We start from the raw sequence: 15,055 nt of genomic DNA on the forward strand, positions 1-15,055 counted from the left end.
TGTTACACATGGCTGTCTCAGCGTCGCTCCGCGATGATCGCGTCGAGTATTTCGACAGCCCTGTCGACGGGAACGAAAAGCCGCGTGCGATACTGGATGATCTCGCTGAACACGCCGCGCGCTTTCAGCCAGGCGCGGTCACCAGTATCATAGGCGCGGATTTCAAGGCGACGGGCACTGTTGACGAGAACATAGGCAAGACGCGCTTTGCCAAGACCCGGTATGGCGACGTCGTCCCCAGCTTTTACGGCAGTAAGCAGGTCTCTGGCACCGAGCCTTATGCCCTGTTCCAGTCCAAAGGCTGCCTGCAGTTTTTCAACCGCGCCCGGACGAATGATCCGGCCCAAAATGGATGTGCCCGCGCCATTATCGATACGCCACACCCGCACATCGTCCTGTGGTAGCCTGTTCCAGACAGGCAAAAGAAGGCCCGTCGCGACCCAGATGGTCTCGACGTCGAGCCGTCCTGCCGCGGCGGCTACCTCCTCGTCCCAGTCAGCCTTGAATGTCTCGGCATCGATGCAGGCCCAGTGACTATGAGCGAGCGATGCCCGGCCGATCCGCGTCGATCCGGTGGGCCGGACAAGCTGGCACATGGTAATGGGTCGCCCTTCTTCATCGGTGATCGACCAGGAGGGCAATAGCAAAGCGACGCGCCCGGAGCGGCTGTTGCGCAACCAAGCCATGTCGTCCATGCCCTGATACCGTTGGTTCAGGATGTGCCATGTGGTAACGCGGGGCCGGATGTGAAGCTCGAGGCGCAACAGACGGGTCTGCGCGCCGGTCACCGGATCTGTGCGCAAAATCTGCTCAGACAAGGTCTCGATCCGCTCGGCGCGAATAGTCTCGACGCCAAGGTCCAGCGTACCCGCCGCGCGTGCTGCGTCCACCCTCGCCTGGATAAGACCCATATATTCCTCAAAGATCGCATTCTGGATCGCGATCCGCAGCGCCAGGATGCGATTGAGCCAGCGCTGGATGGGCGGGAGGGTTTCAAGCAGGTTACCGCCCTCATCGACGAGCTTGAGACCAGTCAGTGTGACGAAGTCGCCCATCGTCACGCTGGAAAGCTTGCCTGCGAAAAGCAGCCGATACCATTGCCCAAGCGCTTCACGCGCATAGTCGCTTTCAAGATTGTCGGCCGGATCGAACATATTTTGGCCGCCCGTCTGCCGTTGTCCGCGAGTTAGGGCTCCAAGGCCATCCAGCCTTCGCGCAATCGTGCTGATGAAGCGGCGTTCGCCCTTGCAGTTGGTGGTCACAGGCCGGAACACCGGGGGGCAGGCCTGGTTGGTACGATGGGTGCGTCCAAGCCCCTGGATCGCGACGTCGGCACGCCAACCTGGTTCGAGCAGGAAATGGATGCGGCGTTTGTCTGCGCTTTTGCTGGCAAGATCGGCATGGTAGGAGCGCCCGGTGGATCCGGCGTCGCTGAATATCAATATGGGCTTGACCCCTTCCATAAACGCTCGTGTTTCGCTGATATTGGCATGTGTGCCGCGCCGCTCGACCTGCTGCCGCCCGCTGCTATCAACGACGATCCGGCGTGAGCGCCCGGTAACCTCGGCGACCTTGTCCGCACCAAAATGCGCGATGAGCGCGTCCAGGGCAGCAGGGATGGGAGGGAGCGCGCACAGATCCTCGATCATCGTGTCGCGCGCATCGAGCGCTTCCTGGCAATGGACGGGCTGCCCGTCGGCATCGATCATCGGTTCAGAGCGTAGTTCGCCGTCGCTGGCGCGGTACACCCGCATCTGCCGGGTGGGAAAGGCCGATGTGAGATAATCAATCAGGATTTGAAGCGGCGACAGGTCAAGATTTAAGCTGGCACGATCTTCCGCACATAAATCGGCAAGACGGCGTTCCAATATCGCTTCGGCTGTCGTGACGAGTTGCACGACAGCAACATGGCCGACGGCTATCTCTGCCTCTATGGACTTGATCAGGCTCGGCACCTTCATCGCAATCAACAATTGCGAGAAGAAGCGCTGCTTGGCACTTTCAAATCGACTGAGCGCCGCGCCTTTGGCCTGGCCGTTCAGCGTCTGACCCGACATGGCATCGACGACGCCGGAAGTGCCCAATATCTGGTGCAGATTGGCATGGATCACCGCCCACCCATCCGCGAAGGCATCATAGATGGCGATCTGGTCAGGGCTCAATCGATGTTCGAGCGGATCATATTCTACTCCGGCAAAGCTCAGCGCCCGCGCGGTGTAGAGGCCGGTGGCCTTGAGATCCCGCGCCACGATCTCCATCGCGGCGATCCCGCCCCCGTCCATCGCCGCCATGAAAGCACTGCGGTCGGTAAAGCCTGTGCCCGGCCCCCACAGGCCAAGGCGCGAGGCATAGCTGAGGTTTTCAGGCTTGGTGGCACCCGTCGCGGACACATAGGCTATCCGCGCGCGGGGCAGGGCATTTTGGAGGCGAACGCCCGCCAGGCCTTGCTCTGACCCCTTCGCCGTTCCAAAATCGCCTTGCGTGCCCGCAGCGTTGCCCATCGCGTGGGATTCATCAAACAGGATGACGCCCTCAAATTCAGCATCGGTCCAGCCCAATATCTGCTGCAGGCGTGAGATGTTGTCCTGACGGACCGAGCGCAGCGTTGCATAGGTGAGGAAGAGAATGCCAGACGTCATGGCGATCGGCTCACCGAGCGGTAACGCATCGAGCGGCTGGATATCGATCGGCAGGCCGCCAAGGGCGCTCCAGTCCCTTCGGGCGTCTTCGAGCAGGGCAGCACTGCGCGAAATCCAGATGGCACGGCGATTACCCCTGTTCCACTGGTCAAGGATCAGGCCCGCCCCTTCCCGGCCCTTGCCAACGCCTGTGCCATCGCCAATGAAATAGCCCGTCCGATAGGCGCGCCCTGCAGGATCTTCATGGAGTTGATCCCCTGCTGCATTGGGCGTGAACGTACCGGGCAGATCGCGTGAAAAGGCTTCGCCTGCATGGATGATGGTTTCCAGTTGCGCCTCGGACAGGGCAGCGAGCGCCCTTGGTTGTAATAATGGCTGCCAGCGCGGTACGGGCGGCAATACTGATCCCATGGCCAGGGATTCCACCAGATTGTCGGGATGAGGTGTCGCACCTTCGATCGCAATCCGCGCAAGCCGCCAGGGCGCATAGATGCCAACAGGCTCGCCTACCGGCAGAGGCGTGTCGCGAACGGCGTAGGAAAGCGGAACAGCATTGGCATTGTTTGCTGCTATACGCGCCGGCGCGGCGAGCGGCGTGGCGGACAAAGTGCGAAACAGCGATGCCGCCTCATCCTTTGCCTTTGGGCGAGGGAGATGGAACGCGACGGCAGGACTTGGTGGCTTTGGCAACGGCGGGGGTGGCAACAAGGCAGGTGGATCGAGCCGGTCAGGCAGTGCCAGGACGAGATCAAGCGCTGCGTCCAGATTATCGGCGACATGACTTTGTCCCTGACCATGCCATCCCTTGTCGAATAACAGCAGTCGTACAGCGATACCGGTGCCATGTTTGGCAAAGGGGCTGCCCAGGATGGTGATTTCAACGCGAGGAGGGATCAATTGCGCGATCGTCGCATAGGCTTTTGCGCCGCTGCCATCAGCAGCAAAGCCAGGTGGCATGATGGCGACACAGCGACCGTGCTGGCGCAGTCGTAGCAAGGCCGAGCGCAAATGCCGCGCCCCGGCCTGCCGGTCATTGCCGCGTCCCTCGCTGCGACCGAAGGGCGGATTGATCAGGACCACAGAAGGATCATCGCCCAGGGGCAACAGGTCATGGATATATTCCGCGTCATGGCAGGTGACAGCCTGCCCGATGGCAAGCGTGAGCAGCGCCGCGCGGTCGGGATCGCGTTCATTGAGCGTGAAGGTGCAGCGTCCAGGCGGAATGGGTCCGAGCAACATTCCCGTGCCTGCCGATGGTTCGAGAATATGATCCTCTGGCCCAAGGCGTGCTGCCTGGACCGCCAGCCAGGCGAGGGTCAGCGGCGTGCTGAACTGCTGCATCTCGATCTGCTGTTCGCTGCGATAGCTATGCGTGGGCAGGCTGGTTTCAAGACGGCGCAAAGCGGCGTAACAGGCAGTCGGATCTCCGGATCTGGCGATGCCACTATTCCCCCGCCGCAGGAACAGTATCAGGGCGATTTCAAGCGCGTCATAGGCCTGGCGCATCGACCATGCGCCTTGTGCATCGCTCGCGCCAAAGCTTGCTGTCATCAGCTTTCGTAGGGCATGTCGGGTCGGTATCTGCGATTGCGTCAGACTGCCGGCGAGTATTGTCGCGACATCGAATAGGCGTTGCGCGCATGAACGCGTTGCGACGGGATCAGGCTGCTGCGTAGCGAACAAAGGAAGAGTCATAAAAATCTCCAGGGCTCGGACCCGATCGGTCCACACCTCGTCCGCTCCCCTTCCCTCCCAGGACGGCGGACAGAAAAAGGGACCATGACGACACATCATGGTCCCCAGCATTATACCCCGGGCTCAGGCCGCCTGCGCGACGCGGTCCTCTCCAGAATCTTCGTCAGGCGCCTCAGCAAGCGCTTCCGCCGCAGCATCTCCATCGACACTGACCCGCCCGACGCCACAATCGGCATCGCCATCTCCGGTGAGACTGGCTTCAGCTTCACCAACCGGCACAAAGCGCATGGCGTCCGGCAACCATTGCAGCGCGCGTTCCTTGACCTCTGCCTCGACGATGAGATCGCCGCTGAACAGTCGCTCGGCCGAGAGCGCAAGATCATGCTTCTTCGACGCCGCGTAGCGGGAACTCAGTTCCAGGCCGCCGACCGTTTCGAACGCCTGGAGGATCATCGCCTTGCTGACCCGGTCGAAATAGTTGCGCGCGGTCGGTCGCCACCAGGCGGTAACATCGATCCCGAACTTGACCCCCAGATGGTCGAGAAACACGCTGCCGGTCCGCCCGGCAGGCACCGCCTGGACCGTCCGGGCAATTGCCCAGCTGAACCAGGCAGCCCGTGCCTCCTGGCTCAAAGCGCAAAAGGCGTCATAGCGTGTCCGCACATCGGCATGATTGATCCAGCATCGATCAAGATCTCCTTGCAGCTTGAGCCACTGTCCGGCGGCAGGCGTATCGCTCTCATAGCCATGAAGCGGCGATGCGGGGGCATTGGCGCGCAGGTCGGTGGCCCGTTCGGCGCTGCCATAGGTGCGCGTTGCCGCGTCAGCCATGAAGAAGGTGGCGAGATCGAGCGCGAACCGCGGATCGCTGGCGATATGGACGCGCAGAAGTTCAGCCTTCATTTCAGCGAGCTCATCGGCAAGGCGCTGGCTGATCTTTGGCTGGGCCGGCGCCACCTGTGCTGGCGCGCAATCCGCATCCGCATCGCCTTCATCATCACCGGTCGAATCCTGCGCATCGTCGGCCTGTTCAGCCGGAACATGATAAAGCTGTTCGTGGACGCGCGGCTGACCGTCGGAACCGATCACCACATAGGCCAGTGCGGACGCCTTTTGCTCCTCGGTCAGAATCGGTGCCCGTTGCCGGATTGCCTCATATTCAGCATTCAGCCGATCATAGCGCGCTTCGACCTCCTCCTCGGTCTCGTCGGTTTCAACCGGGTTCTCGAACGCTTCCAGTTCCACTTCGATATCAGCAAGCCGCTGTTCCTGCTCTGGCGTCAGCGGTGGCTGTTCGCCCTCAATGGGCTTGAGATCCCAGGTTGCGCTATAGGTAATATGGGTGGTCGGCACGATGCGGACATCGCCAAAGCCTTCCCGTTCCCGGATCGCTTGCGCCGCCTGCGCCAGCCTGTCGGTCGCCAGTTGATCGAGCAGGTCGCCATCGATCCACATCTCGCTCGCATCGTCGGTGAACAGGTCGCTGTCGATCCGGCCACCGGCGGCCACATAGCACTCGCGGCCGACAAGCAGGGCTTTAGGGTCATTGCCACTATAGCTGCCTTGGGCAAGCTGGCGCCGAATCTCGTTTAGATTATTGCGGTAATAGCTCTGCGCCAGAGTTTCGAATATCTGCGCCTGGCGCACGGCATCGGGACGGCTGGCATAAGCCGTGGCAATCTCAAGGCTGATCTCGCCGTCGCGCAGGGCGTCAAAAATGCAGGGTGCCAGATCCGCAAGGCGCAGCCGTCCCAGTACGAAGCGCTCGGTCAGGCCAAAACGTTTGGCGATCTCGGCCGGGGTCTTGCCTTCGGTTTCGACAATATCCTGGAAAGCCCGGCAGGTGTCCGCTGGGTTCATGCTGAGCTTGAAGAAATTTTCCTCCAGGCTGGTGGCGATCGCATCTTTCGCGTCGCGCAGGACCAGCACCGGCACCTGATAGTCTGGCCCGAAGACGCCCTTTTCGATGAGACGATGCACCGCATCGAGGCGCCGTCCGCCCGCGGCGATACGATAATGGCCTTTCTTGCGCGCAACCGGCACGCCGATCAGATTCTGCCTTATGCCCTTGGCGGCGATATTGGCCTCAAGCTGGGCGTCGGCGACAGCATCGCTGGACTTGCGGACATTGGATGGCGACTTGCTGAGGTTCGCCGCGGCAACGAGAATGGGAAGCTGGTTCATCGACTGGGATCTCCAGGCGCCAAAGACCCGCCCATCGGGTCTTCCTGCGCCACATCATCCAATCCCCCTCCCTCCCTTGCCTGCTGGACATCGTTCCAGTCATTATAGCCTGATGGCGGCCAGATATGCCTGACTGGCCTGCCGGCGCCGCGATAAGCCGCCAGCGCACGCACAACGGCGATTTTGCCCGCACGATCGTTGTCGGGAAGCAGAATGAGCCGGCTAACCGACGCGGGAATAGCAATGGTGTGCAAGCGCTCACTACCGAGCGTGGCCCAGACCGGAATGTCGAGAAAGGACATGGCCGACAGGGCCGTCTCGATGCCCTCGGCAAGACCAAGAATATCGGTAGCAGGAGCCAGCATGACGGCACCATGGCCGGGTCGGCCCAGCAAGCGACGGGCCGGTTGCACGGCAGCGGCGAGACGGGAATAGCGAGGATCAAGGAATGTCCGGTGGATGGCGACAATTTCTTCTCTGTCGCGCACGGCAGCAATCATGGCAGGGCGAAACTCAAGCCCCGTGTCGGTTCGCAAGGGCGTTCGCGGATGAAAACGCAGCCATTCTCCCAGATTGGTGATGGAACGCGACTGCAGATAGGCCTGCGCCAGCGTGTCAGCGATCGGTCGGCTCGCACGCCAGATGTCCCTCGCCTGGCGCCCGAAACCGGATTGGAAATCGCGCGTCGAATGACCTGGCTTATGACAAGCTGCCAGCGCCTGATGGTCGATCCGTGCGATTGCGCGCAGGACATCGCTGGCATGGCAGCCTGCAAAGCATTTGAAGAGCAGAGCTGTCTTGCCCAGTCGGACAGAAAGGCTGGGATTATGATCGTCATGGGCCGGGCAAAGGCACAGACCGCCAGACGACGTCCAGCGGCCGCCCAGACGGTTGACCAGCAGCTTTGCGCGCGCTTCCATGACAAGCCGGTCGATGGGAACCGTCATTGCGTCAATGCCTGTCGCGCGCAAGGATCGCCACGGCTCGCCGTAAATGGCGACGAGCCCGGCGGGGGCGGATCTCGCAGGTCCGGGCAATGTCGTCAATCTGCATGGCATAACGTACGCGCAGCAAGAGAATGAGCCGGGTCAGTGTTGGCATATGTTCAGCGCATCGTGCGGTCATATCGGTTTTGTCGGAAGGCAAAGCAGATTGCTCGCGAGGCCATGCGGATCGGTCCTGCGACCGCTGCTTGGTTAGAAGATCATGCCGATCCGCTTGTTCCTGGTCATCGAGCCAGACAAATATAGTGCCTATGAGAGCCTGATCCCTGCGGCAACGCAGGCAGGCGCATATATGGCGCGCGAGGCTTACGATAAGTGCGTTCATGGTGGATATCCGTTGGGACGTTCTGGCCGAAACCTGCCCGATCATCCCCTGTCCATCCCCTCCCCTCCATGCCCGGAGGTCTGGATGGCGGCATCCCGCACCAGGCCAGTTGCGACATCGCTATGCAAATTTTCTTCAATTCGTCTCAATTGCTCGGCCCAATGGTTGCGTTTGCGTTGCAATTTCATGACATTGTGAGCGGGGCCGCAGAGGAGATATTAGACGCGACCGATCTGCCCCGGATGCGTCGCCAGGCTGGAGACAGTAGCGCGATGGTGAACAAACCACCCGTTTCGCCGGACATTGCGGCATTCAAGACAAGGCTCGCCAGCCTTACGGGTCGGCAACGGGAATGCCTTGTACTGGTGGCGCAGGGCTATTCTAGCAAGGAAATTGCTTCGCGACTGGGCAATAGTTCCGGCCGTGTCGACAAGCATATATATGAAGCGCGCGGCAAGCTGGGCGGCATTGGCCGGCAGCAGGCGGCACGCCTCGTGGCTGCCTACGAAGAGGACCACACCGAGACATCTTCGGGGGCCCAAAAATAGGCGCCCAATCTTTGGTCCTGCCATTCCCGGCTGCGTCTGGCCAATCTGATTCCACTGACGATCAAGTGGACGCAGATATTGCCGATGCCGATTTATTGGCCACGCAGCAGGAGGGCTACCATGGTTTGGTGCGCTTTCCCCTTATGGGCAATTTTCTGCCGTTCCGCACAAGCGGGAGGCCCGACAATGACCTGACTTCGAACATGACGTTGATCGCTCTTGCGATCATGGCGACGCTTGCTCTTGTGATGGCTGGATCGGCCGCTTCACTGCTCTCGGCGCTAGACGCCCTGGCTCGCCAATAAAACCAACATTTTTATGTTTTCCCTGTTCACCCGCTTTTGCGGGAAGGAGATTCTATGCGTATTAAACGACAGACCATCGCCAAATCGGTTGCCGAGCGGCTGTTTGCTGCCGAAGCTGCGCTCGATATTGCTGCTGCCCGGATTGCCGAACTCAACGCCTCGCTACCTCTGGCCCGTCTTGATGCCCGTTTTGCGGCCGCGATCGGCCAGGAGGCTATCGCGACATCTGCCGCTGCTGTCATGCTGATTGCGCAGACACGCGAGCAGATGGTCATAACCCACGCCCATCTCAAACGGGCCAGCGATGATGTTGGCCTCGGGCAAACCGCCTATGGCGATCTTTTCAAAGTTGTCTCGCATGATCAGCCTGCCCATCTGCGCGTCGTTTGACGCGCAAGAGACGATTGACGCAATGCGGCTACCTGGGTTCAATCAGGTCATGACCCGGCAAATCGCGTTCCTGACCCTGCTCATTGTCAGCACCCTCTATGCCGCATGGCGGGGCGGCACGCCCGAAAGGATCGGCGCTGCAGCCCTGCTGGGCGCTGCCTGTCTGTCCGTAGGGCTTGTCGATCCGTTCGGCGACCGGTTCCATCATATCGAGATCGCCATTCTCCTGGTCGATTTTGCCTTATTGAGTGTGTTTATATGGCTTTCTCTACAAAGCACACGGTTCTGGCCGCTCTGGGTTGCGGCGATGCTAGGCGCAGAGGTAGCCGTGCATCTGATGCGGATCCTGATGCCGGCGATTGTACCGCGTGCCTATGTCGATGCGCTGGCGGTGTGGAGTTGGGTGGCACAAACCATGCTCATCGGCGCGACCTTTCGACATCGCAGCCGGATAAAACAGCGCGGTGTCGACAGGCCCTGGAAGAGCTGATCGCGCTCACCTGTCCGGCGCGCGCGCCCGAACTGGCGCAGCGGCTGGTCGACAGGTTCGGTTCTTTTGCTGCAACCCTCTCTGCGCGGCGCCAGGACCGGATGCGCCTTCTGGATGGCGCGCTTTGTGTCGAGCGGACATTTGAGTGCCTGCAAATGTCTATCCACCATATTCTGCGCGGAAAACTCGCCGGTAAATCGATACTCTCGAACGAACAGGCACTGCTGGACTATCTGCGCGCCACCATGGCATTCGCGCCGGTCGAACAGTTGCGGGTGCTTTTCCTTAACGCCGTCAATGAGATACTGGCAGATGAGGTGCTGGCGACCGGCACCATATCTCATGTGCACGCCTATCCGCGCGAAATCATGAAGCGATGCGTCGAGATAGGCGCGACCGCAATTTTTCTTATTCATAATCATCCATCGGGCCAACCTCAGCCTTCACGGGCTGACCGGGCCTTCACGAGGAAGATTGTCGATGCCGCACGCTGCCTGGATGTCGCGGTTCATGATCATCTGGTCATCGCCCATGCCGGGCATGTGAGCTTCCGCCAGGCGGGGTATCTTTAGCCCCACGCCCCGCCGCGCCGCACAGCAGGCGTAGCCAGAAAGGCGGCAACCACTTCAGGCGAACCGCAATGATCAATGTGGCTGTCAAACATGGCCCGCTCGTCCACCGGCCGAAGAGAGGAGCGAAGGGTCAGTATCCAAAAAAGGAGGCATGACATGACGCAGATATATCCCCTCGACAGACGTATCGATATGTGCCGCAGGCTGGTGGCCATGCGGCGGACGATTGGTGAGGCTATTGGCTATCGTCTATGCCCCAGCCCTGTCTGGGACATGCTGCTCGATCTTTACCTGGCGCAATATGAGAAGCGGGAGGTCTATCTCTTCTCCCTGTATACGGCCGCCCCCGACATTCCGCAATCGACCGCCCACCGCAAGATCGCCGAGATGGAAAAGCGAGGGCTGGTGACGCGGGAGATTCCTCGTCCAGATGGGCGACGCGTCGCGATTTCGATGACGGCCCAAGGCCTTGCCATCGTCGACCGTCTGCTTGATCGGATTATTGAGTTATGGGAAGGCGGGAAATCATAAATCACCTATGCGATTGCCTTCTAAGCGCAGCGTCTCAATTTAGGCATGGATGGCCAGCCTGTTTCCCGATCTGTTCGAGACCCCGAAAATTCCGGGCCTCTCCTATCGTGACGACCTTCTCTCGCGCGACGAAGAGTTGAGGTTGATCGCCGGGATCGACGCATCCGCGCTCGAGCCATTCCGTTTTCAGGGCTGGCTCGGCAAGCGCCTGACCAGTTCCTTTGGCTGGCGCTATGATTTTGATGATGCACGCTTCGGGCCGACAGATCCCATACCTGATTGGCTACTGCCTGCCCGCGACAGAGCCGCTGTCTTTGCCGGCCTTGAGCCCGCCAGCCTCGCCCAGGCACTATTGATCCGATATGATCCCGGCGCAGGCATTGGCTGGCATCGCGATCGCCCGGTCTTCGACCATGTCGTTGGCATTTCGCTGGGCGTGTCCGCACCGCTACGCTTTCGGCGGCGCAAGGCGGAAGGCTTCGATCGCGTCACCGTCCCGCTGGCCCCGCGTTCGATCTATCACTTCCGTGGCGAAGCGCGGTACCAATGGGAACATAGCATAGCCGAAATGGAAGAGACCCGCTGGTCGATCACCTTCCGTACGCTGTCAGACACACTGACGGACCGGAACATGGTCAGATAGCAACAAAGCTTCAGTGCTCCAGGGCGCCTGCATCAAGTAGCTGATCGAGCCGTGTTGCAATGTCGAGCCATCGCGTCACGCCTGCCTCATCACCCGCCAGTGCGAGAGTTCTTACTCTTTCTGCGATAAATTGCCCTGCATCGGCGCCATGTTGCCGCTCTACCGCCAGCGCTTCGGCCCAGCGCTCAAGATCGCCCCTTACAGGAGCGACGGCGCGGATGCTGCTGCCCGCGGCTTGTTCCAGGGATCGCTGGTGCGCGTCATCTCGATCAGATCGTCGGGGAAGCAGCGATCCTGGAAAGCGACTGCATCCTCGAACGATCCGCCCAGCCACTGGTCATATTCATCCTCATCCAAAAGCACGGGCATGCGATCATGCACCGGGCGGATCGCTTCATTGCAATCGGTCATGACGCCCGAATAGACCGCGCCCCATTCCTGGCTTTCTCGCCAAAGGCCGGCCCAGGCAAAGACCGGTCGATTCTTCAGATTGAACCAGGTACGGGTCTTGCTCCCCTTCTCGCCTTCGGCCTCTGCAAAGGCGGTCAGCGGGATAAGACACCGCCACTGCGGTTTTCGCGCGAGACCAACCCACATGGGCTTACGCAGGTCTGCGATATTATTGACAGGCTTGGGCTTGGATCCAGGCTTCATGCCGCGCAGGACCAGCGGAAATCCCCAGACCATGGATTGAAGGATACGCTTCCCTTCTGCCTCGCGCACCACCATGCCGGGATAGCCGGGATAGACTTCGTCCGGCACGTTCATGGCGGCGATGTCGGGCGCCTCGACGCCGAAATGCGCCGCCACCTCGGCTGCACTCAATCGCTCAGTATAGAGGTTGCACATTGTTGCACCTGCCTTGTCGCGCCGCCCGACTACATGTGTTGCGTAGCGCTCAGAGCAAGGCAAGCTGCGGCTGCGCTGTGGCGGGCGATTTTCCGCTGCGCCAGAGATCGTCTGTATGCTCGACGACCATGCGTTCGGCAGCAAAAGGCGCGCGATGCTGGAATCCGATGACGTCCCTGATGCTGCCGTGCAGCCATGCGTCATAGTCATGCGGATCAAGAAGAACCGGCATCCTGTCATTGGTCGGCATGACAGCGGCGTTCGCCACCATTGTCATGCCCGCATAGACAGGGCCGTAATCAGGCAGGTTCCGGCAGAAGCCGGCCCAGGCCATGACGGGCGCATGTTTGACCGAGAACCAGGTCCTCGTCTTATGCCCGGGCGCGCCGTCTGGATTGGCGAAATGGGTCAGGACGATAAGGCAGCGATAGCGAGGGTCCACGACCATATGCTCCCACATGGGATTGGTGAGATCGGCAACCAGCCCCAGCCGCTGAGGATCATCGCCATGTTCGCGCATCTCGCGGGTCAGGCGCGGGAAGCCCCACCCCATCGACCGTAACAGCCGACGTCCCCGGCTTTCAAAGACGACGAGCCCGTTGGCGCCCTCGGTGGTTTCACGAGCAAAATGGACAGGCCCTTGCGGCAGCGCCGCACCGAAATGCATGGCGACTTCGCCGACACTCGCCAGGGTCGTATGCAATCTGGACATCGACCGCTCCTAGGGAGACTCGAAAGACATCCGATGATTGGAACATAAAGCGAACAATATTGTCAACCGGCGATAGCCGGGAAGCGCCTTGAAAGGCTGCCTCCCGGAAAATCCTTAGCCGTTCAGCTTGTCCTTGATCGCTTTGGCAGGCGTGAAGCCGAGCTTCTTGGCAGCTGCGATCTGGATAGTGGCGCCGGTCGAGGGGTTGCGACCTTCGCGCGCTGGCGCGTCCTTGACCTTGAACTTGCCAAAGCCGTTCAGGGCAATTTCTTCGCCCGCTGCTGCGGCATCGGCGATTGCGGCGAAGACCGCATCGACCAGCTTGCGGGCATCCGCCTTGGAGAGGCCGTTGTCGCCGGCGATCTTCTCCGCGAGATCTGTATTGTTCATGGGCTATATCCTGTGTCGTTGGACGGCGGGCATAGACGAGAGCGCAAGCCAACGTCCAGCCAGGACGCCATCGCTTTTTGGCAGTCTATGGGCTTCATCGTCCTCCCAGGACGTGCTTGCCTTTGCGGGGCCTGACATTCGGGATGCCCGATCCCATCTATGGCATCTATGCCATCAAAGACGATGCAGGATGGAGACCAGAATGGCTACTGCGCCCAATGATGCCCTGATTGTCATATGTCCGGCTTGCGCAACGGCGAACCGGTTGCCCCGCGAAAGGCTGGCCAAGGGAGGAACCTGCGGCCGATGCAAGCGCCCCCTATTCTCTGGGGAGCCCGTCAAACTGACCGCAGATAATTTCGACGCGCATGCCGCGCGGTCCGACATTCCCCTGCTTGTCGATTTCTGGGCGAACTGGTGCGGCCCCTGTCGTCAGATGGCCCCCGCCTTCAGCGCCGCGGCCGGACAACTTGAACCCTATATGCGCCTTGGGAAACTCGATACCGAGGCGCATCAAGCGATCGCGGGTCGCTATGCCATCCGGTCCATTCCCACGATGATCCTGTTTCGGGGTGGCCGCGAAATTGCGCGGCAATCGGGCGCTATGCCGCAACAGGCCATCGTTGCATGGGCGCGCGAGGCGGCACGACCGGCGTGAGCCGGGAGCCCGCCACCCACCCGGCGACGCCCGATGGCCGTTATTTCGTCGTGCGCGGTCGCCTGTGGCGACTGTCCAATCCCGCGTTGGACGAGGACGTTCGCGCTGCCCTGGTATCGGATCTGATGCAGGCGCGTAGAGCCGTGCGCGACGCCCGTAAAAACGGCGATGTATCGGCCGAGCGTGAAGCGCATGCGGCGGCGGACATTGCCAAACGCGGACTTGGCGAGCGTGGCCCAGTCTGGTGGACTGATGGCGCACCTGACTATAATCGCCATATGGCGCGCAATACGCCCTATGCTGACTGGTTTGCAGCCCTCGACTGACGCGCCTTGCGCACCGGCTTGTTGGCCAGCTCAATCCAAACTGGAGCATGGTCGCTCGTCTTTTCCCATCCGCGCGGCGCTGTATCGACCTGCGCCCATTCAAGCTTGCTGCGTGCCTTTGCGTTGAGCAGAATATGGTCGATCCGAAGGCCCGCGTTGCGCTCGAACGCCCCGCGCCAATATTTCCAGAAGGTGTAGATGGTCTCATCAGGATGCAATTCGCGCAGAGCGTCGCTCCATCCCTGCTCCAGCAGATGGCGATAGGCGTCCCTCACCTCCGGCGCGAAGAGCGCATCGTCCCGCCACCGCTCGGGCGCATAAACATCCAGATCGGTTGGCATGACGTTGAAGTCCCCGGCGACCACAACCGGCGCATCGAGATCGACGAGCAAGGCAAGGTGATCATGAAGCCGCTCGAACCAGCGCAATTTGAAGTCGAACTTGGGTCCAGGGCGTGGATTGCCGTTGGGTAGATAAAGACCAGCAACCAGGACCCCGGCAACCGCCGCTTCGATGTATCGGCTTTGCATATCGTCCGGATCGCCGGGCAGGCCGCGGCGCGTCTCATGGATATCACCGACACGGCTCAGGATCGCAACGCCGTTCCATTGGCTTTGCCCATGCCATATCGCGTCATAGCCTGCGTCGCGGATCGCTGTTTCAGGAAATTTATCCTGTGGCGCCTTCAATTCCTGGAGACAGACGATGTCAGGTGCGGCTTCGCCCAGCCATCGCAGCAGGACAGGCAGACGCCCGTTTATCCCGTTCACATTATAGGTCGCGATCTTCATCGT

17 protein-coding genes are annotated in these 15,055 nt (G+C 60.7%); 9 read left to right on the plus strand and 8 right to left on the minus strand.

Annotated features, from left to right (window positions below; all coding sequences use genetic code 11):
• Positions 1–17: 17 nt before the first annotated feature.
• From KRZ98_RS07805 to KRZ98_RS07820, 4 genes are all read right to left on the minus strand, one after another.
• Positions 18–4,190, minus strand: a complete 4,173-nt coding sequence (locus KRZ98_RS07805) for a strawberry notch-like NTP hydrolase domain-containing protein (RefSeq protein ID WP_254798195.1) — start codon at positions 4,188–4,190, stop codon at positions 18–20.
• A 267-nt stretch (positions 4,191–4,457) separates the two neighbouring features.
• Positions 4,458–6,518 (minus strand): ParB/RepB/Spo0J family partition protein, encoded by a 2,061-nt coding sequence (locus KRZ98_RS07810; protein WP_217673078.1) that lies wholly within the window; start codon positions 6,516–6,518, stop codon positions 4,458–4,460.
• Positions 6,515–7,465, minus strand: coding sequence for a toprim domain-containing protein (locus KRZ98_RS07815; protein WP_217673079.1), 951 nt, complete (start codon positions 7,463–7,465; stop codon positions 6,515–6,517). Before KRZ98_RS07815 ends, KRZ98_RS07810 begins: the two co-directional genes overlap by 4 nt.
• A gap of 4 nt (positions 7,466–7,469) precedes the next feature.
• Positions 7,470–7,847 carry a sigma factor-like helix-turn-helix DNA-binding protein gene (locus KRZ98_RS07820; RefSeq protein ID WP_217673080.1) on the minus strand — a complete coding sequence of 126 codons (378 nt, stop codon included), beginning with the start codon at positions 7,845–7,847 and terminating at the stop codon, positions 7,470–7,472.
• Positions 7,848–7,915: 68 nt separating this feature from the next.
• On the opposite strand from KRZ98_RS07820, the gene KRZ98_RS07825 reads away from it, so the two are divergent.
• The 7 genes from KRZ98_RS07825 (at position 7,916) to KRZ98_RS07855 (ending at position 11,326) form a co-directional block, all read left to right on the plus strand.
• The gene (locus KRZ98_RS07825; protein ID WP_217673081.1) at positions 7,916–8,395 is read left to right on the plus strand and encodes a helix-turn-helix transcriptional regulator; all 480 of its coding nucleotides are present in this window, start codon (positions 7,916–7,918) and stop codon (positions 8,393–8,395) included.
• A 65-nt stretch (positions 8,396–8,460) separates the two neighbouring features.
• Complete coding sequence (locus KRZ98_RS07830) at positions 8,461–8,700, plus strand: hypothetical protein (protein WP_217673082.1); 240 nt, start codon at positions 8,461–8,463, stop codon at positions 8,698–8,700.
• Positions 8,701–8,754: 54 nt separating this feature from the next.
• Complete coding sequence (locus KRZ98_RS07835) at positions 8,755–9,090, plus strand: hypothetical protein (RefSeq protein ID WP_086486043.1); 336 nt, start codon at positions 8,755–8,757, stop codon at positions 9,088–9,090.
• Positions 9,059–9,580, plus strand: coding sequence for a hypothetical protein (locus KRZ98_RS07840; protein ID WP_254798196.1), 522 nt, complete (start codon positions 9,059–9,061; stop codon positions 9,578–9,580). Before KRZ98_RS07835 ends, KRZ98_RS07840 begins: the two co-directional genes overlap by 32 nt.
• Entirely contained in the window at positions 9,490–10,152 is a 663-nt protein-coding gene (locus KRZ98_RS07845; RefSeq protein WP_176342139.1) for a RadC family protein, read from the plus strand. The genes KRZ98_RS07840 and KRZ98_RS07845 overlap by 91 nt, the downstream gene beginning before the upstream one ends.
• A gap of 156 nt (positions 10,153–10,308) precedes the next feature.
• Positions 10,309–10,683 (plus strand): MarR family transcriptional regulator, encoded by a 375-nt coding sequence (locus KRZ98_RS07850; protein ID WP_217673083.1) that lies wholly within the window; start codon positions 10,309–10,311, stop codon positions 10,681–10,683.
• Between the two features lie 49 nt (positions 10,684–10,732).
• Positions 10,733–11,326: an alpha-ketoglutarate-dependent dioxygenase AlkB gene (locus KRZ98_RS07855; protein ID WP_217673084.1), complete on the plus strand. Its 594-nt coding sequence runs from the start codon at positions 10,733–10,735 to the stop codon at positions 11,324–11,326.
• 198 nt (positions 11,327–11,524) lie between these two features.
• Here the strand turns inward: KRZ98_RS07855 and KRZ98_RS07860 are convergent, their stop codons facing one another.
• The 3 genes from KRZ98_RS07860 to KRZ98_RS07870 form a co-directional block, all read right to left on the minus strand.
• Positions 11,525–12,175 (minus strand): SOS response-associated peptidase, encoded by a 651-nt coding sequence (locus KRZ98_RS07860; protein ID WP_217673085.1) that lies wholly within the window; start codon positions 12,173–12,175, stop codon positions 11,525–11,527.
• Positions 12,176–12,224: 49 nt separating this feature from the next.
• Complete coding sequence (locus tag KRZ98_RS07865) at positions 12,225–12,887, minus strand: SOS response-associated peptidase family protein (RefSeq protein ID WP_217673086.1); 663 nt, start codon at positions 12,885–12,887, stop codon at positions 12,225–12,227.
• Positions 12,888–13,001: 114 nt separating this feature from the next.
• On the minus strand, positions 13,002–13,277 hold the full coding sequence (locus KRZ98_RS07870) for an HU family DNA-binding protein (protein ID WP_043150384.1): 276 nt from the start codon (positions 13,275–13,277) through the stop codon (positions 13,002–13,004).
• A 202-nt stretch (positions 13,278–13,479) separates the two neighbouring features.
• Here KRZ98_RS07870 and trxC point away from each other — a divergent pair, with 202 nt between their 5' ends.
• Together trxC and KRZ98_RS07880 are read left to right on the plus strand one after the other, a co-directional pair.
• Positions 13,480–13,935, plus strand: coding sequence for a thioredoxin TrxC (gene trxC / locus KRZ98_RS07875; protein WP_043150382.1), 456 nt, complete (start codon positions 13,480–13,482; stop codon positions 13,933–13,935).
• Positions 13,932–14,261, plus strand: coding sequence for a hypothetical protein (locus KRZ98_RS07880; RefSeq protein WP_368389801.1), 330 nt, complete (start codon positions 13,932–13,934; stop codon positions 14,259–14,261). Before trxC ends, KRZ98_RS07880 begins: the two co-directional genes overlap by 4 nt.
• On the opposite strand, the gene xth is transcribed toward KRZ98_RS07880, so the two are convergent.
• Positions 14,231–15,052, minus strand: coding sequence for an exodeoxyribonuclease III (gene xth, locus KRZ98_RS07885; RefSeq protein WP_217673088.1), 822 nt, complete (start codon positions 15,050–15,052; stop codon positions 14,231–14,233). The genes KRZ98_RS07880 and xth overlap by 31 nt on opposite strands.
• Between the last annotated feature and the right edge of the window lie 3 nt (positions 15,053–15,055).

Origin of the sequence: Sphingobium sp. AS12 (genome assembly GCF_019097845.1) — a bacterium.
Taxonomy (GTDB): Bacteria; Pseudomonadota; Alphaproteobacteria; order Sphingomonadales; family Sphingomonadaceae; genus Sphingobium.